This is a genomic window from Nitrososphaera sp. (genome assembly GCF_050748925.1).
In the GTDB taxonomy this organism is placed as follows: Archaea; Thermoproteota; Nitrososphaeria; order Nitrososphaerales; family Nitrososphaeraceae; genus Nitrososphaera.
This window is the reverse complement of sequence record NZ_JBOGQF010000013.1, coordinates 1-20,300: the sequence shown is the minus strand read 5'-3', so window position 1 is coordinate 20,300 and position 20,300 is coordinate 1. Positions and strand designations below refer to the sequence as shown.

General features: G+C 54.1%; 24 protein-coding genes. 15 read left to right on the top strand and 9 right to left on the bottom strand.

Translation table 11 applies throughout. The features are described 5' to 3' along the window. Positions 1-172: 172 nt before the first annotated feature. Positions 173-1,657, bottom strand: a complete 1,485-nt coding sequence (locus ACREAY_RS02225; protein WP_431754129.1) for an MFS transporter — start codon at positions 1,655-1,657, stop codon at positions 173-175. A 401-nt stretch (positions 1,658-2,058) separates the two neighbouring features. Between ACREAY_RS02225 and ACREAY_RS02220 the strand changes: the two genes are divergently transcribed. The 3 genes from ACREAY_RS02220 to ACREAY_RS02210 all read left to right on the top strand — a co-directional run bounded on the left by ACREAY_RS02220 (position 2,059) and on the right by ACREAY_RS02210 (position 3,782). Further along, entirely contained in the window at positions 2,059-2,559 is a 501-nt protein-coding gene (locus ACREAY_RS02220; RefSeq protein WP_431754128.1) for a nitroreductase family protein, read from the top strand. A 363-nt stretch (positions 2,560-2,922) separates the two neighbouring features. Continuing rightward, the gene (locus tag ACREAY_RS02215) at positions 2,923-3,057 is read left to right on the top strand and encodes a hypothetical protein (protein ID WP_431754127.1); all 135 of its coding nucleotides are present in this window, start codon (positions 2,923-2,925) and stop codon (positions 3,055-3,057) included. 257 nt (positions 3,058-3,314) lie between these two features. After that, complete coding sequence (locus ACREAY_RS02210; protein ID WP_431754126.1) at positions 3,315-3,782, top strand: pyridoxamine 5'-phosphate oxidase family protein; 468 nt, start codon at positions 3,315-3,317, stop codon at positions 3,780-3,782. Positions 3,783-3,790: 8 nt separating this feature from the next. Here ACREAY_RS02210 and ACREAY_RS02205 read toward each other — a convergent pair whose 3' ends face one another. From ACREAY_RS02205 to ACREAY_RS02195, 3 genes are all read right to left on the bottom strand, one after another. Beyond that, on the bottom strand, positions 3,791-3,919 hold the full coding sequence (locus ACREAY_RS02205; RefSeq protein WP_431754125.1) for a hypothetical protein: 129 nt from the start codon (positions 3,917-3,919) through the stop codon (positions 3,791-3,793). After that, positions 3,916-4,173: a hypothetical protein gene (locus ACREAY_RS02200; RefSeq protein ID WP_431754124.1), complete on the bottom strand. Its 258-nt coding sequence runs from the start codon at positions 4,171-4,173 to the stop codon at positions 3,916-3,918. Before ACREAY_RS02200 ends, ACREAY_RS02205 begins: the two co-directional genes overlap by 4 nt. 334 nt (positions 4,174-4,507) lie before the next feature. Beyond that, the gene (locus ACREAY_RS02195) at positions 4,508-6,937 is read right to left on the bottom strand and encodes a hypothetical protein (RefSeq protein WP_431754123.1); all 2,430 of its coding nucleotides are present in this window, start codon (positions 6,935-6,937) and stop codon (positions 4,508-4,510) included. 160 nt (positions 6,938-7,097) lie between these two features. Between ACREAY_RS02195 and ACREAY_RS02190 the strand changes: the two genes are divergently transcribed. From ACREAY_RS02190 to ACREAY_RS02175, 4 genes are all read left to right on the top strand, one after another. Then, the gene (locus ACREAY_RS02190; RefSeq protein ID WP_431754122.1) at positions 7,098-7,601 is read left to right on the top strand and encodes a hypothetical protein; all 504 of its coding nucleotides are present in this window, start codon (positions 7,098-7,100) and stop codon (positions 7,599-7,601) included. Between the two features lie 151 nt (positions 7,602-7,752). Further along, positions 7,753-8,058, top strand: coding sequence for a winged helix-turn-helix domain-containing protein (locus tag ACREAY_RS02185; protein WP_431754121.1), 306 nt, complete (start codon positions 7,753-7,755; stop codon positions 8,056-8,058). 90 nt (positions 8,059-8,148) lie between these two features. Next, complete coding sequence (locus ACREAY_RS02180) at positions 8,149-9,804, top strand: sensor histidine kinase (protein WP_431754120.1); 1,656 nt, start codon at positions 8,149-8,151, stop codon at positions 9,802-9,804. A gap of 148 nt (positions 9,805-9,952) precedes the next feature. Continuing rightward, positions 9,953-11,407, top strand: a complete 1,455-nt coding sequence (locus ACREAY_RS02175; RefSeq protein ID WP_431754119.1) for a hypothetical protein — start codon at positions 9,953-9,955, stop codon at positions 11,405-11,407. Between the two features lie 3 nt (positions 11,408-11,410). Here ACREAY_RS02175 and ACREAY_RS02170 read toward each other — a convergent pair whose 3' ends face one another. Next, entirely contained in the window at positions 11,411-11,845 is a 435-nt protein-coding gene (locus ACREAY_RS02170; RefSeq protein ID WP_431754118.1) for a hypothetical protein, read from the bottom strand. Positions 11,846-11,974: 129 nt separating this feature from the next. Beyond that, positions 11,975-12,148, bottom strand: a complete 174-nt coding sequence (locus ACREAY_RS02165) for a hypothetical protein (RefSeq protein ID WP_431754117.1) — start codon at positions 12,146-12,148, stop codon at positions 11,975-11,977. A gap of 234 nt (positions 12,149-12,382) precedes the next feature. On the opposite strand from ACREAY_RS02165, the gene ilvC reads away from it, so the two are divergent. From ilvC to ACREAY_RS02150, 3 genes are all read left to right on the top strand, one after another. Next, positions 12,383-13,387 carry a ketol-acid reductoisomerase gene (ilvC, locus tag ACREAY_RS02160; RefSeq protein ID WP_431754116.1) on the top strand — a complete coding sequence of 335 codons (1,005 nt, stop codon included), beginning with the start codon at positions 12,383-12,385 and terminating at the stop codon, positions 13,385-13,387. A gap of 63 nt (positions 13,388-13,450) precedes the next feature. Beyond that, positions 13,451-13,663 (top strand): DUF7557 family protein, encoded by a 213-nt coding sequence (locus ACREAY_RS02155; protein WP_431754115.1) that lies wholly within the window; start codon positions 13,451-13,453, stop codon positions 13,661-13,663. After that, positions 13,660-13,917: a type II toxin-antitoxin system RelE family toxin gene (locus ACREAY_RS02150; protein WP_431754114.1), complete on the top strand. Its 258-nt coding sequence runs from the start codon at positions 13,660-13,662 to the stop codon at positions 13,915-13,917. Before ACREAY_RS02155 ends, ACREAY_RS02150 begins: the two co-directional genes overlap by 4 nt. Positions 13,918-13,920: 3 nt before the next feature. On the opposite strand, the gene ACREAY_RS02145 is transcribed toward ACREAY_RS02150, so the two are convergent. Continuing rightward, complete coding sequence (locus tag ACREAY_RS02145) at positions 13,921-14,325, bottom strand: cobalamin B12-binding domain-containing protein (protein ID WP_431754130.1); 405 nt, start codon at positions 14,323-14,325, stop codon at positions 13,921-13,923. A 118-nt stretch (positions 14,326-14,443) separates the two neighbouring features. Here ACREAY_RS02145 and ACREAY_RS02140 point away from each other — a divergent pair, with 118 nt between their 5' ends. The 4 genes from ACREAY_RS02140 to mce are packed head-to-tail and all read left to right on the top strand — an operon-like array spanning position 14,444 to position 17,569. Beyond that, positions 14,444-14,587, top strand: a complete 144-nt coding sequence (locus ACREAY_RS02140; protein WP_431754113.1) for a hypothetical protein — start codon at positions 14,444-14,446, stop codon at positions 14,585-14,587. 26 nt (positions 14,588-14,613) lie between these two features. Continuing rightward, positions 14,614-15,537, top strand: a complete 924-nt coding sequence (meaB, locus tag ACREAY_RS02135; protein ID WP_431754112.1) for a methylmalonyl Co-A mutase-associated GTPase MeaB — start codon at positions 14,614-14,616, stop codon at positions 15,535-15,537. Positions 15,538-15,542: 5 nt separating this feature from the next. After that, the gene (locus ACREAY_RS02130) at positions 15,543-17,132 is read left to right on the top strand and encodes an acyl-CoA mutase large subunit family protein (RefSeq protein WP_431754111.1); all 1,590 of its coding nucleotides are present in this window, start codon (positions 15,543-15,545) and stop codon (positions 17,130-17,132) included. A gap of 32 nt (positions 17,133-17,164) precedes the next feature. After that, the gene (mce, locus tag ACREAY_RS02125) at positions 17,165-17,569 is read left to right on the top strand and encodes a methylmalonyl-CoA epimerase (RefSeq protein WP_431754110.1); all 405 of its coding nucleotides are present in this window, start codon (positions 17,165-17,167) and stop codon (positions 17,567-17,569) included. A gap of 57 nt (positions 17,570-17,626) precedes the next feature. On the opposite strand, the gene ACREAY_RS02120 is transcribed toward mce, so the two are convergent. Together ACREAY_RS02120 and ACREAY_RS02115 are read right to left on the bottom strand one after the other, a co-directional pair. Continuing rightward, entirely contained in the window at positions 17,627-17,866 is a 240-nt protein-coding gene (locus ACREAY_RS02120; protein ID WP_431754109.1) for a hypothetical protein, read from the bottom strand. A 14-nt stretch (positions 17,867-17,880) separates the two neighbouring features. Continuing rightward, complete coding sequence (locus ACREAY_RS02115) at positions 17,881-18,780, bottom strand: transcription initiation factor IIB (protein ID WP_431754108.1); 900 nt, start codon at positions 18,778-18,780, stop codon at positions 17,881-17,883. 950 nt (positions 18,781-19,730) lie between these two features. Between ACREAY_RS02115 and ACREAY_RS02110 the strand changes: the two genes are divergently transcribed. Then, positions 19,731-20,024: a hypothetical protein gene (locus ACREAY_RS02110; protein WP_431754107.1), complete on the top strand. Its 294-nt coding sequence runs from the start codon at positions 19,731-19,733 to the stop codon at positions 20,022-20,024. Positions 20,025-20,300: the final 276 nt, after the last annotated feature.

Sequence of the window (20,300 nt, the reverse complement as noted above, 5' to 3'; positions counted from 1 at the left end):
GTCCATTAGGGCGGGCCATAGTTTCTGGCCCTATCAGTTACCGATAACCAGCTTTTCCATTTAATCACATTAGAGCCTGTCACATTGGAACTCCTGTCTAAATAGGATGTAAACCCGATGGGCCCGATCTCATGGCCAAGTCCCGAGGCTTTTCGACTGCCGCAGGAGGCACTTAGGCGCTGTCCTTGCCAGCCCCTTGCTGATCCCCAGCCATTATCGGAGGGGCGATTTTTCTCCTCGCTACCGAAAGTGCCATGGCGACAGATGCGAGGGACACCAGCGCGGCCGTGACAAATATCAGGTTGTAGGCGTCCGCAGTCGGGAACATGCCTGGAACTCCTGGAACAGGCCCCTGGTTCATCTGCTGGAACACTCCGGCAAGCGCCGGGCCCACCGACATTCCGACCAGGTTGAGAAGCAGCGTCATTCCAAGCGCAATCCCGGTCACCTGCATCGGCACTGAAAGGAGCACCACGTTAAACGAGCCGGTGATCGAAAGGGAAAGCCCTGCCGCAAGTATCGCAAGCCCAATCGAAACCATGTTTTCAGTCGAATGGAACATGAACAGGATAAAGAATCCTATAGTGCTGATTACGGTGCCAATCAGCGTCACCCGGGTGTTTTTCATTCTGGTCAGGATAAAGCCGGACATGATTGTCCCGGCCAGCAACACTATCATGAAAGGCAGTTGCACGCTCGCGGCGGCCACTGCGTCGCCTCCAAATCCCAGCGGCGGCGGGCTTCTTACCATGACAGGAATCGTCAGGTATACCATGAAGATGGACATTGAGACCAGCATGAGGATGATGGTCGGAGGAAGGAAGAGTTTGCTGGTCATCAACTTGAGGTCAAGCAAAGGCGACTGCACCCTCTTTTCAATGGCGATAAATGCCGCAAGCGATACTCCCGATGCGGCAAAGAGGCCAGCGACCTGATACCCTGCGCCGGCGCTTTCGCTTTCCAGAAAAGTGATGCCGGCGAGGAATGAAATTATCGTGGCCGCAAGGGCCATCGTTCCCTTTATGTCGATTGTCTGCTTATTCGGCGGATTGCCGCTGCCTGCCTCCATTGGCGCCGGAGGCTGGACGTGCACGAACTTTACTATTATCAGCCAGAGTGCCACTGCGACAGGAAGTATCGCCAGAAACGTCATCTGCCATCCAAAGTTCTGGATTATGGCTGCGCCGCCTATCAGGCCGACGACGGCGCCGCCGGAAAATGTAGAGCCGAATATCGTCTGGCCTATCGCGAACCTTTTCTCTGGAAGGACTTCTCTGATGATTCCAAATGCAATAGGGAACATCGCCATGCCGACGCCCTGCGCCGCTCTTGCTGCTAGCATGAACTCAATGTTGGTGGCAAACCGCCCTGCCACGATTCCCACAATGTAAGCTGCCATCACTATGAGCAGTATCTTTTTCTTGCCATAGATGTCAGACAGCCTGCCTGCAATCGGCGTCATGACGGCTGCCGCGATTATGTAAGCCGAAAGCAGCCACGACGAGGTGCTGTACGAGATGTTGAAATCGCGGATAAAGTCTGGTATGGCGGGAAGTATCATCGTCTCGTCAAACATGACGATCAGGCCCAGGCAGCTCAGGATGATGAGCGTCATCCATCCGGAACGACCCATGTCTTGTTTTTCTACGCTATCCATTTTTTTCAACCACCTATTTCAGGATCGACCTGGAAGAATCGGAAGGCGAGGCGCTAGGCAATCGCAACGCCAAACAAATGTAAAGTTCTTGCGGTTTCACGGGACGACCCTTTTTTGCTACTACGTCCCCTCTTAATAATTGTGGCAGTATCGACTTGGTGACTTGGTTGCCGGCATCGATCCTGGTAAGTAATGTCTTACCGCTCTCTAGATATCTTTCAACAATAGACTTACCCCTACAATTGTACGAATTAGTGACAAGTTTGCGGATTTGTAAGGGTAAGACTATTCACGGCCCGCGTCAGATCATAAAGAATTGGGAACAACAATTGATCCTGACGGACTCGCCATTTTGCAGCACCCTTTTCAGATAGATTCACGTTAGATGTGGCGTATGCAATTTGGACACCTTTGAATGCATTGCCACAAAGCGCGACATCAGAGAATTCAGCCAACAAGAAGTCCCTTCAGAAATCAAATCCAAAGTCCTTGAAGCCGCCCGGATGACCGGCACTGGGCTCAACACCCAGCACTGGCGGTTCATACTCGTCGACAACAGAGAAAGCATAAAGAAGCTGGCGCGGAACAGCACAAGCGGCCCCTGGGTCGCAGGGGCGAATTTTGCAGTCATCGTGCTCACAAACCCAAAGCACAGGTTCCATGCGATAGACGCCGGCAGGGTGGTGCAGGACATGCAGCTGGCGGCATGGAATTTCGGCGTGGCATCAGGCGTGTTTACCGGAGTGAGGGAGGAGATGCGGGGAGATTTCAACATCCCAACAGACCTTGAGCCAACCATCGTCGGGGGCTTTGGGTACCCTGCCAGAAAGGTTTCAGGAAAAAAGAACCGCCTGCCGCTGAGCGAGCTGGCCTACCATGAAAAGTATGGCAATCCGATATAGTCAACAATCGAGGCAAATGCACACTCTTTCATGAGAGAATTAATCATAAAATTCTCTTGCGCTGAATTCCTTGCAAATGTAGAAGCGGCCTGTACCTGCATTCATGAAGGTAAAGCAAACAGCCATTCCATTGATGATGGCAGGGGCGGCGGGACTTGCTGCATGGGTGGTTCCATACATGATAATGCTTGGTGTCTCCCATTAGGAAACGCCAAGGTGTGACTCAGCCCCGGGAAATGAAGCGCTGCCCGGAGCGGAGAGAGGAATGCCGATTCTTTTTGATAATATTTGTAGCATTTGTGATAAAAGGATCGATTAACCATGTTAAGCCACCCTTTATACCAAGTCCAACTCAATCCCGGCATGAGGAATCCGTTTCAAAAAAGTAGAGATGACGACCTTGTTTGCAAGGAATGCAAGATGAGTTTTGGCTCTAAAGAGTCGCTTGAAAGGCACAAGAAAAAGGCCAGGCATTTTGGCGCAGTCCACCTGTCATAACCTGTCGATATGCGGCAGGGTTAACTTTGTTAAGCCAGCCTTTAATAGCAAAATCATGGCGGTAATCTCGCCTCAATATGAGTAGGCCTCACACTGGTTGTGTCCTGTTACCGATCCGCCAGTCTCTACCCATCGCAGGACACAGCCGGTATGTTTTCCGCTCTGGCCAATGGTGATCCAGGTTTCATAGCTTGACGTGGCGGTTGCAGCTCCTAGCTGTCTCTATGTTTATATCAAAAGTTGACGTGTGGATGTACATGAAAGTCATACAGGCCATGCCAAACATGCCGAGCCCTGTTACTGAAGCAGAGGTTGAGAAATTCCTCGAAAGCAAGCTCAACATCCAGCTGGCCACCATAGACGAGCAAGGATACCCAAACGTCCAGCCCGTCTGGTTCCTTTACGAAAATGGCAGGCTGTACACTGGGACGCAAAGGACGACAAAGAAGGTCCAGAATATCCGGAAAAACCCGGACAAGATCTACTTTTCCATCGACGACGAGAATTTTCCCTACAAGGGGGTGAAGGGGAGAGGGGTCGCGACGATATCTGAAGACGTGCAGAAGAACTTGCAGGTCGTGGAAAAGATAAACCTAAAGTACCTTGGCACGCCAGAGCACCCGCTGGCAAAGATGCTGACTGACAACACCAGAAACGGCACAGAAGTGGTGATCGAGATCACGCCAAAGTTCTTTTCGGCGTGGGATTTCAGCAAGGCGATGTAGGCCGGGCGTCATAGCACCAGCTCATGCAAGAGCGGCAGTATCTTGCCGAGAATTACCGGCTCCGGCTCGACGTTCAGGTCAAACGATATCATGAATATGCAGACGCCGCCGGACGGCGTCTTGATGTCGACAGTCACCCTCTTTCCCTTCTCGTAGCGGGTGTAGGAGAACAGCGCCCTGCCGAGCTTTTTTCAAGGCCCCTGCGGGTGTCGGCGCGGATGAGCGACTGGAGCACCGAGATCTCGCTCGCCTTTTGAGTGAGCAGAGGGACGAGGCCGGGCCGGTATGCGGGGCCTGCCAGCTTGCCTTCGTTGTTTGCAATCCCGGCAAACCTGATGCCCCTGTTCAATTTCAGTATCTGAGCACAAAAGTCGCTGATACTGTTTGACAATCTTGCAGAGTTGAGGTTGCATGCTGGTGGTTAAGATTTACAGGCAAGTGAGCGAACGGCGCTCAAAAGTTGTGGACGCGCTTGACGTGCCTTGCGTACACCTGGTGGGTCGAAAGCGTGATGTTGCAAGTGTGGCAGGTAACCGGCACTTTTCTCCTACCTCCTACTTTTGGCCTTGGCATGTCTGATAGAGTCGATGACATATTTTGTGTATCGACTCTGTTTTCGCTCTTAAACTAGATGCAAGGAAAAGCTATAGGCAGACTTTAGTGGTGCGTCTCTATGGGTTTCATATGTGGATTTGCCGCGCTGCAATTTCGCATAGCAGCATGAATCATTCGCGCCCTATTGGAACTTTGTCCGCGCGCCTGTATGCAAACGCCGCCAGCGCCGATGCGCCGGCCCCCGCATACATTGCAAGGCCGATAAGCAGGTTCCCGTTGAATCCCACAATCATCCCAAGCAGGGCTGCAAGGACCGTCCCGACGATGGACGCGACCACGTTCACGCCCCACAGGAGCGTGGTGTTGTTGCCCCCAGCAGAGCGAGACGCCATGCCGATGAGCGAGGGGAACTGGAACCCCATCAAGAGGCCTGCCGGCGACAGGAGGGCAAACGTGAGGGCTGCCCTGGCCGGCAGGCTGGCCGTGATGCTGGCGTCGATTATCCCCTGCAGGAAAAAGAGGTAGAACACGATTATCCCGGCAAGGACGGGGATTGACGCAAGCACTGCCCGGTGGGGCCGGTCCTTGAATAGCCTGCCGCTTGCGTATGCCCCGACGCCGCTTGACAGCAGGATAGAAAAGAGTATCACCGTCAGCGCCATTATCGGCGTGCCCAGCAACAGCAGGAATTTCTGGATGAACGTGATCTCTAGTATCATAAAGCCAAGGCCGATAAAGACTGCAAACAGCACAAACATCCCGGTACGCGCAGGCCGCTCGCCACCCTCTTTTCTTGCCTTCCGGTCGTGGTACACTAGCATCACAGACAGCGCTGCAGAGATGGCAAGCACCGTCCCAAGCAGGGTGAGCATCTGCCGCGGCACCGGCTCCCGTGCAAAGTAAAAGGGCGAGTCGTCTGTCGGGACCTTGGGGTTTATGCCCATTTCAGAAATGTGCGGGCCATAGCCTGGACTCTTTTCAGAAAACAGTATGTCGTAGGGCGGGCTTGCCTGCGAGCCTGCGAGCATGGTCACCGCGGCATTGCCGCCCTCTGCCGCCGACCTTGCAGCCTCTACCTGCTCTGCCGTAAAGGGCGAGTTCTTGACCAGGACAAGCACGGGGTAATAGTCCTGCGAGTCGTCTGTCCGGCCGAAATAGAGGCCGGGCCGGTCCTCCACGACGATGACGTGCCGGGCAAGCTCGCTCCGGCTCTTGCCGGTCTCTTTTTCCAGCGACTCGGCGACGACTGGCATGAGCCTCGGCAGCTCAAAGTTCCACCGGATCATTGCCAGCATCCCCCCGTCGTCCAGGTGTCCGAGGTACTGCTGGAACGCCTCCACGGTGTAGAGGTAGTTCTCGGACAGCGCGTAGCCGCCGGCCAGCTGCGCCGCCCACGAGTCGACCAGCTTTATCGTTATCACGTCATACTTTTCATCAGACGAGCTGATGAACCGCCGGCCGTCATCGATGTGCAACTCTACTTCCGGCCGGTCGTACACGTTGCCTGCGCTGTCTCCAAAGCCCCGCACCGCCGACACTATCAATGGATTGAGCTCGACGGCCGTCACCTTTTCCGAGCCTCCGGCAAGGGCCATCAGTATGTCCTGTCCGCCCCCGGAGCCGATGACAAGCGTGTGGTCGGCGTCGGCCAGCCGGTACGGCAAATAGCCCATGAATTTCTGCATCCACTGCAGGTCGTCCACAGAGCCGGTCCAGCGGTAGACAGGCGTGCCGGCGTCGGCGTCGATGATGATGTTTGCAAGTTCGCGGGGGCTGCGGATATTGCTGCGGTCAGTCGTCCCTTCAAAGTCAGTCTGCTGCGTTACGTCTATCCTAGAAAACGAGTTCCACTGGGTGGAGACGCGCTCAAAGTCCGGGTTTCGCAGCTGCCAGTATAGCCCCTTGTTTGGGCCGGGCGTCACCTTCATGAACCCCTGCAGGCCGGCCACCGCCGGGGCGGTGGCGACCAGCAGGATGAGGAGCCCGGCGATGACTGCCGCAGACGAAAGGCGCTGCCTGCCTGCCATGGCCGCCTTTTCACGCAGCAAGAGTGCGCCGGCTATGGCAGAGCCGGCGACAAGGAGCGACGTGAACAGGAGCACCGACTCGGCGCCAAGGCCCATCATGAGAGGGTCCAGCAAGAGCGCTGCAGACGACGCCCCCACCAGGTCGGCAAAATACAGCTTGCTCACCTGCCGCGGCACTGCAAAAAAGACGAGTGCCATTATAGACCCTGCGAAAAAGAAGGGGACCGACGACGCAAGATAGTAGAGGTAGATGTACGAAGTGTCTGGCGGGATGACAGTCGCCACAAGGATGAACGCCGGCACCGAGACGGCGTAGGCCATAGAGTAGTGGATTATCTTTTTTAAAAGAGCGCAGGGCGTCATCTCTGGCACAGACAGGAGACCCAGCCATCCCCTGCCCTGCCGCAGGTGGTCCTTTTGCATGTGGATGATGAGCGACCCGATGCCAAGGCCAAAAAAGGCGACCGAGATGGCCATGAACGCATAGTCGTACCAGAGGATGATTGAAAATATCCTGGTCAGCGCCAGCTCGAACAGTATCGTGCTGAGCGACGCAAAGAACAGGACGATCATTAGAAAGGCGAGGAACCTTGGCGATAAATGCTGCAAGCGACAATTTTACGCGCCGATGGTTGTTTAACTAAGCGCATGCCGCGTCTAGGAAAAAATATTGGAACTGTTTGCAGGAAGCGCTGCATGCAAAACTTAACAGGGTTGCGTGCGAATAATGGCCATGCCAAAGAAATCTGCCAAGGCCGCCAAGAAACGCGCTACAAAGGCAAAAGGCAGGGCCGCCAAGGTCAAGAAGAGGGCCAAGCCGCGCAAGCTGGTCGTGAGGCGCACAAGCGGCAGGAAGGAGAAATTTGACAGGGACAAGATGGCCCAGACCGTGAGCAGGTCCGGGACGCCGTTTCTCATGGCGCGCGACGTCGCCAAGACCGTGTCGAACAGGATTTCAAGGAACAAGAACTCGCTGGGCGCCGGCGACACCAAGTCCGAAGTCGAGATAGACGGCAGCGTGATAAGGGAGATGGTGGCCGACGAGATAAAGAGCAGGAACAGGCCGGACATTGCGTCATCGCTCAGCGGCGAAAGCCCCGAGAACACGAGGCAGGGCAGGCACGAGATGGCAAACGACAACGAGCCGGTCCTCGACAGCACGGCCGCCAACAGGACGAAACTGCTCTATGACAACAGCAGCAGGTTTACCAAGAGCACCAAGGCGCCAGCGGCCTGAGCTGCCGCCCCCTTTTTCATAAAAAGCACTCACCAAACCGGGGCTTTGCGTTTTCTATAGCCGACTTGCATAATAATCTAGTATAATCAAGTCATGTATTGTCAGACTAGTGGACAGATGTTTTTCATATCGAAATTGCGATTATAACGGCATGAAGCCTAACAGGTCCCGCGAACAGATCATTGCGGAAATGCTAGAGCTCGTCACCGAGCCCAGCAAGCAGACTGCAATAATGTTCAGGGCAAACCTCAGCTATACGCAACTAAAGTCATACCTCTCCTTCCTCTCTGAAAAGCAGCTGGCGACTCAGAAGGAAGGCATGTGGGTGGCCACTGAAAAGGGAAGGAAATATCTAGCCGCCTACTCGGCAGTGAGGAAGATCTTTGGCGACGAGCAGGCCCTGCACAAGCAGGAACTGTCGCTGAACTCGCTGCCCCTTACCTGGAGCATCCACTAGCCCGGGCCGGCGTGTCTTTTTATTAGTGACATGCCGGCGGGAACAAGCATATTTTTATTCCCAGACTTTGATATAGAATGAAGAGACTGCATGGAGATAAGGACAAGGCTTTTCCTGAGCATTCTGGCAGTCGGCATACTTCTGGGCATATCCGGCTACCTCTTTTACGACCAGATACTGAAGGTGGGAAGGTCGTTTGACGAGGTGCAGAACCGGGCGACCCCCCTCATCATTGCGCTTGGCGACATAAAGTCTGACTTCAACCAGCTGGTGGCATCCATACTAGCTTTTACCATCCACGGGTCGCCTGAGCACGAGCAGGAGGTAGAGGCGGCAAAAGAGGAGCTGCTCGCCTCCTATGACGACTATGCGGCCATCGAGCAGGACGGGGCCGCGTCTGAAAAACTGGGCGACGAGATCTTTGCACTCATGGTCCTCGGCGACGGGATGGTCGAGATAGGGCAGGGCTCTGCCCACGACCACGGCGAGGACCCGGCAATGGCTGACGAAGCGGATCACGCCGCCGCAGGGCCGGCGGACGGCTCGGCGGCAGAGCCTGATGTCGAGGAGCTTCATCTTGCGCTGCAAGAGTTTGACGCGCAGGCGATGAGCGTGAGGGCGGAACTTGACAGTAGGATAGAGGCCAACGTCGCAAGCATGCAGGTCAAGCAGGCGGCCGTCCTGACAGACATTGCAAACGGCACCAACCTCACGGTCCTCATAACCATAGCGGCCCTCGGCGTCGTGGTGGGCGTCGGAGGCTTTGTGGCGTACTCGCTTACAAAGAGGGTGACTCAGCTGGCAAGGACGGCAAACTCTATCGCGCAGGGCCGCCTCGAGCAGCAGATAACCACCACCGGCTCTGACGAGATAGCGGCGCTTGCGTCCAATTTTGAGCACATGAGAAAGAGCCTCGTGCAGGCGCAGGGAGACCTCAAGGACAAGAACCTGAAACTTGAAGACCTCAACGTCATACTGGAAAAGGCCAACGCGGAGCTGAAAAAGCTGGACAAGATGAAAGACGAGTTCATCAGCGTCGCCTCCCACGAGCTGCGCTCGCCGATCCACCCCATCCTGGGCTACGCGTCGATGGCAAGGGACGGCATGATACCGAGCAAGGAGGCCCTCGATGTCATATACGGCCAGGCGACGAGGCTAAAGCAGCTGGCAAACGACATACTGGATGTCAGCAGGATAGAGAGCGGCACGTTCCCCTACAGCATGAAAAGGACAGGCATCCACGAAGTGCTTTCTAGCTGCATCGAGGCGACGAAGCCCAGCGTGGACGCGGGCAGGGTGTCGCTGGTGGCAGACCTCAGCGAGGAGAACGAGGAAGTCGAGGCAGAAGCAGACAGGGAGCGCCTGACCCAGGTGTTCATGAACATCCTTGGCAACGCGCTGAAATTCACGAAAAAAGGCAGGATAACGGTCGGGACGCGGCTGGCAGCCAGCGGCATGCTAGAGATAACCTTCAGCGACACGGGCGCTGGCATACCTGAAGAGGTCCTGCCAAAGCTCTTTAACAAATTCGTCACGAAAAAGGTCGGCGAGGATGTCGCGCACGGGACCGGCCTTGGGCTCTTTATCTGCAAGGCAATAGTAGAGGCGCACGGCGGCAGGATCTCGGCTTTCAACAACAGCGCTGGCGGGGCGACTTTCAGGATAGAGCTGCCGGTGAGCAAGGCAGAGAAGGCCGCGGAAAAGCCGATAGCATCGCGCGAAAAGCCCCGCCACGGCGCGCCGTAGCCATTGTTCCGGAGAAAACAGATACCCAGCCTTGCACGCGTTGCTGGCATGTAGTGGATGGAAAATTAGGCGCAGCTGGACATTTTTCCCCAATCCCGGGCATGAAAAGGGGACTGTTACTTTTACTTTAAAGGCTCGATACACACGCATGAATGCAACTTTTGCCTACCTAGGGGTATCTCTTGCAGCCTTTTTGCTGCTCGCCCTCAACGTCCCGAGGGCAGAAGCCGCGACCACGGTAATCGAGCAGGGGGCCACCGCTTTTCCCGCAACCGTGCAGCAGGGCGACACTCTAGTAATCGAGCAGGGCGCGGAGGCCAACCTTTCGCTGACAAACTACGGGACGGTCATCAACAGGGGGACGGTGTCAGGCACCATAGCCAACCAGGAGTCAGGCAGGATCCTGAACGAGCAGGGGGCCACGATGGGCGCCCTTGTCGACAACCGCGGGGCGTTTGAAAACCGCGGCGACTATGCCAGCCCTCAGACGGGCGAGACGTTTGAAAACCGCGCGACGGGCCGCGTCGACAACTATGGCTATTTTGACGCCCACACTCTGAACGTGGAAAACAGGGGCCATTTTGCAGTGATGCCGGGCGGGACCTTTGTCATCTTTAACGGCGTCACCTTTACAAACGACGGCGGACAGGTGAGCAATTCCGGCACCTTCCGGCTGTCCAAGGCCACCGAATTTAAAAACATCAACGGCGGGGCCGTAGTAAACAACGCAGGTGGCGAGTTCTTTTCCGGCGGGTACGGAACAGGAAGCGGGGTCGAGTTTGTAAACAACGCGACGGTGGGCAACGCCGGCATCTTTACGAACCACGACACATTCTACAACAACGGCGCGTTCAACAATTCAGGAACGCTGTACAACAGGCAAGTCGGATTCATCGCACCCCTGTTTGCCAACGCGGGGACGCTTGACAACAGCGGGAACCTGCTCAACCTCGACGACTCGGACATGCCGACCCCGGTAACGGTCAGGAATTCAGGCACCCTGAACAACTGGGCGTCGATGAGCAACACAGGCACTGACGCGGTGATAGAGAACGCGTGCGGCGCCACGTTCAACAACGCAGGCACTTTTGCAGGCAACCCGGCTGTCGATACATGCCCCGCGCATCCCACAGTCCACATGCCTGCCCCCACCGCGTCCGCGGGGTACGGCGTGTACGCGGCCAAGCCGGCAAGGGTCGAGTACGTGACGGCAGAGTCGCAGCTTGCAGGCGACAGTGTCGACAGCATCACGCTCAGGCTGAAAAAGGTCGGCGCAATATCCGGCGACGCGCAGGTAGGCGTGCTCAACGGAGACCTTTCCGTGAAAAAGCTGTTCGGGACGCTGGACGTGTCGACCCTGACAGAGTCCTATGCAGACTATGAGTTCAAGGCAGACGGGCTCTACGCAATACAGCCGGGCGACAGGATAGGGATAAAATACGCAGGCGGGAGCGGCTCCAGCTGGGTTGCGGCAATGCTAGACCTGGACCCGGCAGGGCAGTTTGACGGCCCTGCGTCTTTTCACCAGCACTACCAGTCCGGCGCGTGGCACAGCAACGAAGGCAGGGACCTGTACATGACCCTAAAGCAGACGAACGGATAGACGTCAGGCGTCTGTCACCCGGCTCTGCTCGTCAGGGCCGCGGTGCGTCTGGGTGAGGTTCACCGAGTACGAGCCAAAGGTATAGTCGCCGGTGATGTGCTCCACCGCGTCGTTGCCCTGGAATTCCTTGAGCATGTCAAGGGTAAGGTACAGGTTCAGCACATAGTGCCTGCCGTCCTCGTACGCGGCCGGCGCCTTGCCCGTCTTTGACAGGAAATAGTCGCGGGCCTTGGCCGAATCGGTCCCGTCCGCTGCCATCACCTGCACGGCGTAGAGGCGGTCCTTGCCGTCCCCGGAGCTGTCGCCGTGCGCCACCAGGTCCTCGACAAGGTGCGGGTCGACCTTTGGGAAGTGCTTTTTGTACAGCCCCAAAAGTTCGCCGTATTTTGCCTTGATCTCGTCAAACTCTTTCTGGGCGCTGGGAAGATTGCCCGACATGAAAGTACTGACGCAAAATGATTATAAAGAATTATGAAAAAGGGCGAGGGGTTTTTGTTTTCCCCTTATTGTCAGTCGAGCGTGTACCTTCCTTTCAAATGTTGTTTCATTTCTATGCGTGTTGCAATATTACGCAATCAGATCCAGCGTCAGTTTCAGGTCAGCTATCTCTTTCCTGACTACCCGCCCTTCCGATTCATCAGCATACTTCAAGAGACGCTCGCATGCTTCAAGCTCTGCAATCAGGATTTCCTTCCTGTCAAGGGAGAGCGCGTGGTACGTATGAACGAAAGAATATGCCACTCTGCCAGAAGTCTTGCAGCCGCAGGTTTTCGCATCAAGAATATGGTTCACCTCAGAGTATCCGATATTCATCGAGAGAAGACGACGTACTTATTGTATATACAGCCTTCTGAATTAAAGTTAGCAACAATAAACTATTTGCTGCTTTAGTACGCCAAGTATAGAAGGCACGTTTTTTAAAACAAAAGCTGTCTCCTCCATACAATAATATACTCGCCAGAAGGCTTGGCTAGCATGGCAGCCAAAAAGTGGCTAGACAGCCAAGTATCGCTTGACCCAATAAAGAAGCAGACAATAGCAGTTATCGGTTACGGCATCCAGGGCCGCGCCCAGGCGTCCAACATGAAAGACTCGGGCCTCAACGTCATCGTCGGGCTCAGAAAGGGAGGCAAGACGTGGAAGCAGGCAGAGGCAGAAGGCCACAGGGTGATGGAAGTTGCAGAGGCGGCCAGGACTGCCGACATTATCCACATCCTTATTCCCGACATGGAGCAGGGCGACACTTATAAAAAAGAGATAGAAAAGCACGTGACCAAGGGCAAGGCCATCAGCTTTTCCCACGGCGCAGCCATCCACTGCAAGTGGATAGTGCCGCCAAAGGACGTCGACGTCATCATGGTCGCGCCAAAGGGCCCGGGCCAGAGGGTGCGCGAACTGTACCAGGAGGGCTTTGGCATCCCGTCGCTTGTAGCGGTGCAGCAGGACGCGTCCGGCAAGGCGTGGGACAGAGTGCTTGCGATGGCAAAGGGCATCGGGAGCACGAGGCCGGGCGTGCTGCAGACCAACTTCAAAGAAGAAGTGGAGACAGACTGGTTTGGCGAGCAGGTCGACCTGTGTGGGGGCACGCACGCGCTTGTCATGAACGCGTTTGAGACTCTGGTAGAGGCTGGGTACCAGCCAGAGGTCGCGTATTTCGAGTGCCTTCACGAACTGAAACTCATAACGGATCTTGTGCAAAAATATGGCCTGACGGGCATGTACAACCGCGTCAGCGAGACCGCGCGCTATGGCGGGCTCACCCGCGGGCCGAGGGTCGTCGACAAGGAGGCCAAGAAAAAGATGAAGGAGGCGCTGAGCGAGATCCAGTCCGGCGAGTTTGCAGAAGAGTGGGTCAGCAAGTACAAGAAGGAAGGAAAGGCATCCTTTACCCGCTACATGAAAGAGATAGAGAACCACCCGATAGAAAAGGTGGGCAAGGATATGCGCAAGATGATGTGGCCCGACCAGGACCCAGTCTGAAACCTATAGCTAACTATAAGTAGTCATAAGCACTTATAGTATATCGTGAAGACTACGATCCAGGTGGACAAGAAGGTAAAGGACAAGCTCGAGGCAATGAAAGTCCATCCGAAAGAATCGTACAATGAGATCATTGACAGGTTGATTTCAGTCAGCTACGATGACGAAGAGCTCAGCGATGAAACGATGAAGGACATCGAAGAGTCTCTTGAGCAGATGAGGCAGGGTAGGACAATTTCCAACGAGGAACTCAAAGAAAGATTAGGAATTAAATGACCTACAGGATCAAATGGACCGAACTCGCGGCGAAGCAATTCGAGGCGCTAGACAAGCAGCTACAAAAAAGGATTCAAGACAGTCTGTCCTTGATGCTAAACGATCCCTTTAGTTATGTAAAGAGGTTACGCGGCGTCAATCTCTATTCCTTCAGGGCAGGTGACTACAGGGCTATTGTTAGTATAGAACACCAGCTGATGGTCATTGTGGTAGTAAAAAAAGGGCATAGAAGCACAGTTTACAGAGGCTACTAGATTTTACTTTTTCTTTACTTTTTCCGCAATGTGCTTTATTATGACAGGCAGCGGAGTTCCCGGGCCAAAGTTGCCAGTCACGCCTCTGTTTTCAAGCTCTTTTCGGTCGGCTTCGGGTATTATGCCGCCGCCCACGACCAGGATGTCGCCGGCGCCTTTTTCGCCCAGCAGCCTGGCCACCTTTGGAAACAGCGTGAGGTGGGCGCCGTTTAGCAGGCTCATTGCGACGACGTCGACGTCCTCGTCGACTGCCATGCTTGCCACCTGCTCTGGTGTGCAGAACAGGCCCGAATAGATAACCTCCATGCCGGCGTCCCGAAACGCCCTGCAAAGGACGAGCGCGCCCCTGTCGTGGCCGTCAAGGCCAAGCTTGGAAACGAGCACCCTTATCGGCTTTTTCTGCTGCACAGCTGTCGCCATCACCAGAGTATGCTGGTTTTCCTCTTAAAATATTTATTCACTGCAGACCGTACGAATCCACTCTGGCGTTTAGAAGCCATATATAACAAAGATGCGTAAATGTGCCATGGCAGCCATGCAGGAAGAGATTGTCAGGAGCAAGGTAGACATTTACAGGCAACTCAAGGAGCAGCTGCTTGCAGACATGAGGCGCTACCGCAAGGAAGGCAAGGACGACCTGGCAAAAATAATCGCCCAGACCGTGGCTTAATATATTATCTCAAGCCATAGCAGCCCGTGCTCCCGATAGTAAAGGGCCTCATCAAAGGCGACAGGCGCTCACTCGCCAGGGCCATAACTATAGTCGACAATCACGAGCCCGAGTCGCGCCAGATAATCAAAGAGATCTTTGGCCGGACCGGCAAGGCCCGCACGGTAGGGTTTACCGGCCCCGGCGGCGCAGGCAAGAGCTCGCTTGTGGGAAGGCTCATTCCCGAGTGCCAGGCGCTGGGCCGCAAGGTCGCGGTGCTTGCAGTCGACCCCACGAGCCCGATAACAGGCGGGGCGATCCTGGGCGACAGGGTCAGGATGCTTACAAACCTCGAAGACGAGCGCGTCTTTATGCGGAGCATGGCGTCGAGGGGCGCGGTAGGCGGGGTGTCAAAATCGCTGCGCAACGCGATAAGGGTGCTTGACGCGGCAGGCTATGACCTGATACTGGTCGAGAGCGTGGGCGCGGGGCAGCTAGAGATCGAGATTACAAAGGCAGTAGACCTGACGGTGGTGGTGTTTACGCCCAACACCGGCGACAACGTGCAGGCGGTCAAGGCCGGCCTGACAGAAGTGGGCGACGTCTATGTCGTCAACAAGGCAGACATTGACGGGGCAGGCGTCCTTTACAACACGATAGTAGACCTCATCGGCGGCACGGAGCGCAAGCCGGACGTGCTCAAGACGTCCGCAAAGACGGGCAAGGGCGTCAAGGAACTAGCGCACAGTATTGAAAAGTTGCTAAAGGAGAGAAGCATTAATTATAAAGAACGGCAGAGGAGAATGCTTGAGGACGAGTTGAAGGACATGGTCTCAGACATTGTAGAGCTAAAGGTCGCTTCCATGCTTGCGCAGAACAAGAAATATTCCGCCATTATTGACAGGCTTGTCGACAAGGAAACCGACCCGTACGTGGCCGCAGAGCAGGTCGCCGCGAGCCTCTTTAGGTGATTAAAATGGCGGCAGAAAAGACAAAGATAAAAATTGTAACCGATTCCAATATTCCTGTAAAGCGCTCTTACAAAAAGGCAGACGTCCGGGGCAAAAAGGACGAAGAGCCCGGCAGGTACCCGTATACCCGCGGCCTGTACCCCAGCATGTACCGCGAGCGCCTTTGGACCATGCGTCAGTACAGCGGCTTTGGCTCTGCCGACGAGACGAACAAGCGCTTCAAGTTCCTGCTCGACAAGGGCCAGACTGGGCTTTCTCTGGCGTTTGACCTGCCGACCCAGACCGGCAGAGACTCTGACCACCAGATGTCAGAAGGCGAGGTAGGGAGGACGGGCGTCGCGATCAGCTCGCTAAAGGACATGATGACGTGTTTTGAGGGCATCCCGCTCGACAGGGTGAGCACGTCAATGACGATAAACTCTACCGCGTCTACGCTGCTGTCTCTGTATATTACGGTGGCAGAGTCGCAGGGGGTAAAGCCGGACCAGCTGCGCGGGACGACGCAGAACGACATTTTAAAGGAATACATTGCGCGCAACACCTACATCTATCCGCCCAAGCCGTCGATGCGGCTGATAGGCGACATGATAGAATACTGCTCGAAAAAGGTGCCGCAGTGGTATCCCGTAAGCATCTCCGGCTACCACATACGCGAGGCAGGATCTAACGCGGTGCAGGAGCTGGCGTTCACGTTTGCAGACGCGATTGAATACATCGAGACTTGCACGGCGCGGGGGCAAAAGGTGGACGACTTTGCGCCGAGGCTCTCGTTCTTTTTCTGCTGCACCATGGAGTTCTTTGAAGAGATTGCCAAGTTCCGCGCCGCCCGGCGGATATATTCAAAAATAATGAAGGAGAGGTTCCACGCAAGGAGCGCCAAATCGCAGCATTTGCGCTTCCACGTCCAGACCTCCGGCGAGTCGCTGACTGCCCAGCAGGTCGACAACAACATCGTTCGCGTCGCGACGGAGGCAATGGCCGCGGTGCTGGGCGGCTGCCAGTCGCTGCACACGAATTCGCGCGACGAGGCGCTTGCGCTGCCGACAGAGCAGTCTGCAAAGGTTGCATTGAGGACGCAGCAGATAATCGGAAGCGAGACCGGGATAACAAAGGCCGCAGACCCGATGGCCGGCTCGTACTATATCGAGGCGCTCACCGACACCATCGAAGAGCAGGTGTGGAAGTACCTGAAGCGCATCGACAGGATGGGAGGGGCAATGGCCGCCATCGAAAAGGGCTATTTCCAGGAAGAGATCCGCAACAACGCCTACAGGCTGAAAAAAGAGATTGACGGCAACAGCCGCGTCATAGTCGGCGTCAACAAGTTCCACGACGCCCAAGACGTCGAGCCGGCGCTCAACAGGATAGACCCCGAAATTGAAAAGAAACAGCTGGCGAGACTGCAAGAGTTCAAGTCAAGCCGCGACATGACCAAGGTCAACGGCGCGCTTGCCGCGCTACAAAAGGCGGCGGAGAAGGACGAGAACCTGATGCCGCTCATCATAAACAGCGTCAAGAGCTATGCGACGCTTGGCGAAATAAGCGGCACGCTGACCGAGGTCTTTGGCAGATACGAAGCCAAGACCTCGTTCTAAGATTAATAAATTGGGAGGCAAGGATAAACAACATGCGCGTAGACCACATTGCAATAGCGGTAAACAGCGTCGATGAAGCTCTCAAGAATTACCAAAAGATCCTCAACGTGGACCACCTAGAGATAGAGACCGTGCCGCACGAAAAGGTCAAGGTGGCCATGCTCGAGCTCGAAGACACGAGGATAGAGCTTATGGAGCCGACTGCGCCTGACAGCCCCATTTCAAAGTTCCTAGCAGAGAGGGGCGAGGGCATACACCACATCGCCATCACCGCCGACGACATTGAAAAGGACGTGGCGCGCGCAAAATCTCAAGGCATGAGGATGCTTGGAGAGATCAGGTCTGGCTCTTACGGGAGAAAGATAACGTTCATCCACCCCAAGTCGCTCCACGGCGTGCTGACCGAGTTCTGCGAGGCGCCCCCGAAAGAAGACTAAACCCCCTCTAGCGTGGCAAAAACCGAAACTCGTGCAAGCCGCCACGATTTTTAGCATTCACTGTTTCTTTTGCCCTGAATCTAAACGCCTGAGAATTTCCCTGTCAATTTCTTCGTGCTTTATCTGCTCTCCCCGGCGTCCAGGAGTCATCAGCGCTTGCTTCTTTACCCGGTTCCTCTCGTCAGCCAGCTCGTCGCAGCCAAAATGAGGGTTGACAGAGTGCGTATCCTTCATTGTTTTTAGGGCGACAGAATATCTTTCCCTAAAAATTTTTTCTTCTTGTGTATCTTGGATCATTGTAATTCACCTGTCTAATTCAGATGGAGCCGGGCCTTTAGGTCCTTGGACCTGTTCCGGATAGTCACTTCCGTCACCCCTGCCGCCTCTGCAATATTTCGCTGGGATATGCCCTCGCCATTACTCTGGCAGGACAGGTAAAGGACCGTAGCCGCAAGCCCCATCGGGCCCTTTCCAGCAGATATCTCTTTTTCCGTAAGACTATTCATCGTAATCATTGCCATCCGCCGGGTCTTTTCGCTCATGTTCACCTTGTTTGCTATCTTGGCGATGTATTTCATCGGATCCACCAGTGGCATTTTGATGTCAAGTGCGATAACCAGCAGCCTGTAACCGCGTGAAATGGCTTTGCGTTTGACGCCGGTGATTTCAGAAATATCCCGGAGCGTTCTTGAGGCTTCCATTTCTCTGCATGCGATATAGATGGCCGCAGCGATTATGGAGGAAGTCGACCTGCCCTTTACCAGATGCTTTTCGTGAGCTTTTCGGTAAATGTAGGCTGTCTTTTCAATTATTACGTCTGACAGGCCAAGCTTATCCTTCAGCCGGTCCAGCTCGGCAAAAGCCTGCATGAGATTCCTGTCTGTCGAACTATTGGCCTGAATCCTATAGTCCCACGTCCTCAACCTCTGGATTGTGGATTGCATGGCTGCATCCAATTTGTGCCCGCCAGAGTCGCTATTGGTCCTCCCGATTATTGTGGCCAGCCCCATGTCATGGTAGGCCAGAGAAGTAGGAGATCCTGTTCTTGCTCCACTATGCCCATCGGAGGCAAAGTTTCGCCATTCGGCGCGGGTTTCCCGAGCCTTGTCCGAGAACACTAGACCGCAATCGCTGCACACCATCTCGCCAGATTCAGAATCCGTAATCGGCCGGCCATTGTTACATGCGTAACACAGTGTTGAAGTTTGCATTACTGTAAAGAATCAACGGGGTAACGGAGTATCGGTCAGTATACGTTGATCATCCTGCTATATAAATAAACTATAATAATCTGCTAGAAAACATGCAAAACCATTCTTGGTTATGGCGAAATTCGATCGTCGGGATATTTGACGATAAAACCTGTTTTTGACACAATCTCACATTCGCAACCTCTTCTTCCTCATATTTTTGACTGTTTGTTTACTTTACCTTGTCTTTCTCAGGTCATATGATAAGCGTAATTTGCATCCGATAGTCGTGCAAGTGGAATTCAGGGTCGATAATGGCAGGCAATAAAAAAAGAAAAGACGAAGTGGATTCATCGGTCCACAGCTAGTGCATATAGACTACTCTGCTTTTCTGCTCCCTACAATACTTCTTCGAGGACTTCAAAAGTTACCGCAGCCAATAGAACGAAAAACATTTTCTTCCCGGAATAGAAGAGCCTGTTTTTATCCAATACGTGCGATAGGAAGGTTTGCAGCGCAGGGTAGCCTGATGCTCCAAGGGAGTTTACCATTGGCATGGCCAGTGCGCATAAAGACTGCATAACCCATATTCACGGTTTATAGATCGCAGCACGCGCATATAACACCAGCTAGGTGAGAATGACTGCTTTTTGCCGTTTCTAGCTTGGCTTTTTTATGTGGGCGCGTGCACGCGGCAGGGTAAATCCCCCAGCGTTTTTTACTTTACAGACGAATTAAGGTAGTTCTTGCAACAATTATCAGAGCAAAAAGCCAGAAAACCTACTTTAACGCCAGAATACTGTACACCTTCGGAAAGGTTGTTGAACATTTTGCTACATGATTTGCACGATACGTACATGTACATTGTATCACAAGTGTGCATTACATAAGGCTGTTTGCATTTGTCAATACATACTCAGCGTAGAGATATATCATAGATCATTGTATAAACAACAAGGATATTTTTTACAATGGCAAAAATTAGAGTATACAAGAGAAGCCCGACCTTCGTGGAATTATCAGATCTGGTAGAGGAAATCAGCAACGTTGGGCTGGCCGAGACTTTGAAGAAATACTACGACAAACCGTTTGAACATGAGGCCAGAAGCATAGTGGCAGGCCCAAGTTTCATGCAGTTTTTGAACAAGCTCTTCAGGACACAGATAGCTGCTGGAGATATTCTGCAATTCGAGTCTAGTGATCACGACAAGTACTTCATGTTCTCCTTAACGGGAACCTGGGATGAGATAATTAAACTGCAATAGCTGGAATTTTTCCAACTGCTTTTCCCCTAGGTCTCGGATTTGTAAATCAAACGTTTTTGGTGAACCGGGCGATCATTCATCTTTTAACCAATCTCTAACTTGACAAGGCCCAACGGCGCAGGGTAAGGAAGTCAATCCAATAGCAGAAAAAGCTTCAGGCAAGATGCCCTGATTGAAAAGATCGGGTTGAACATCAACAAGATGGCCCAATTCAAGGCCAGATATCGTTCCATCGCTATCGATTAGAAGTAATGCTATTGATGCACTGCATTAGCT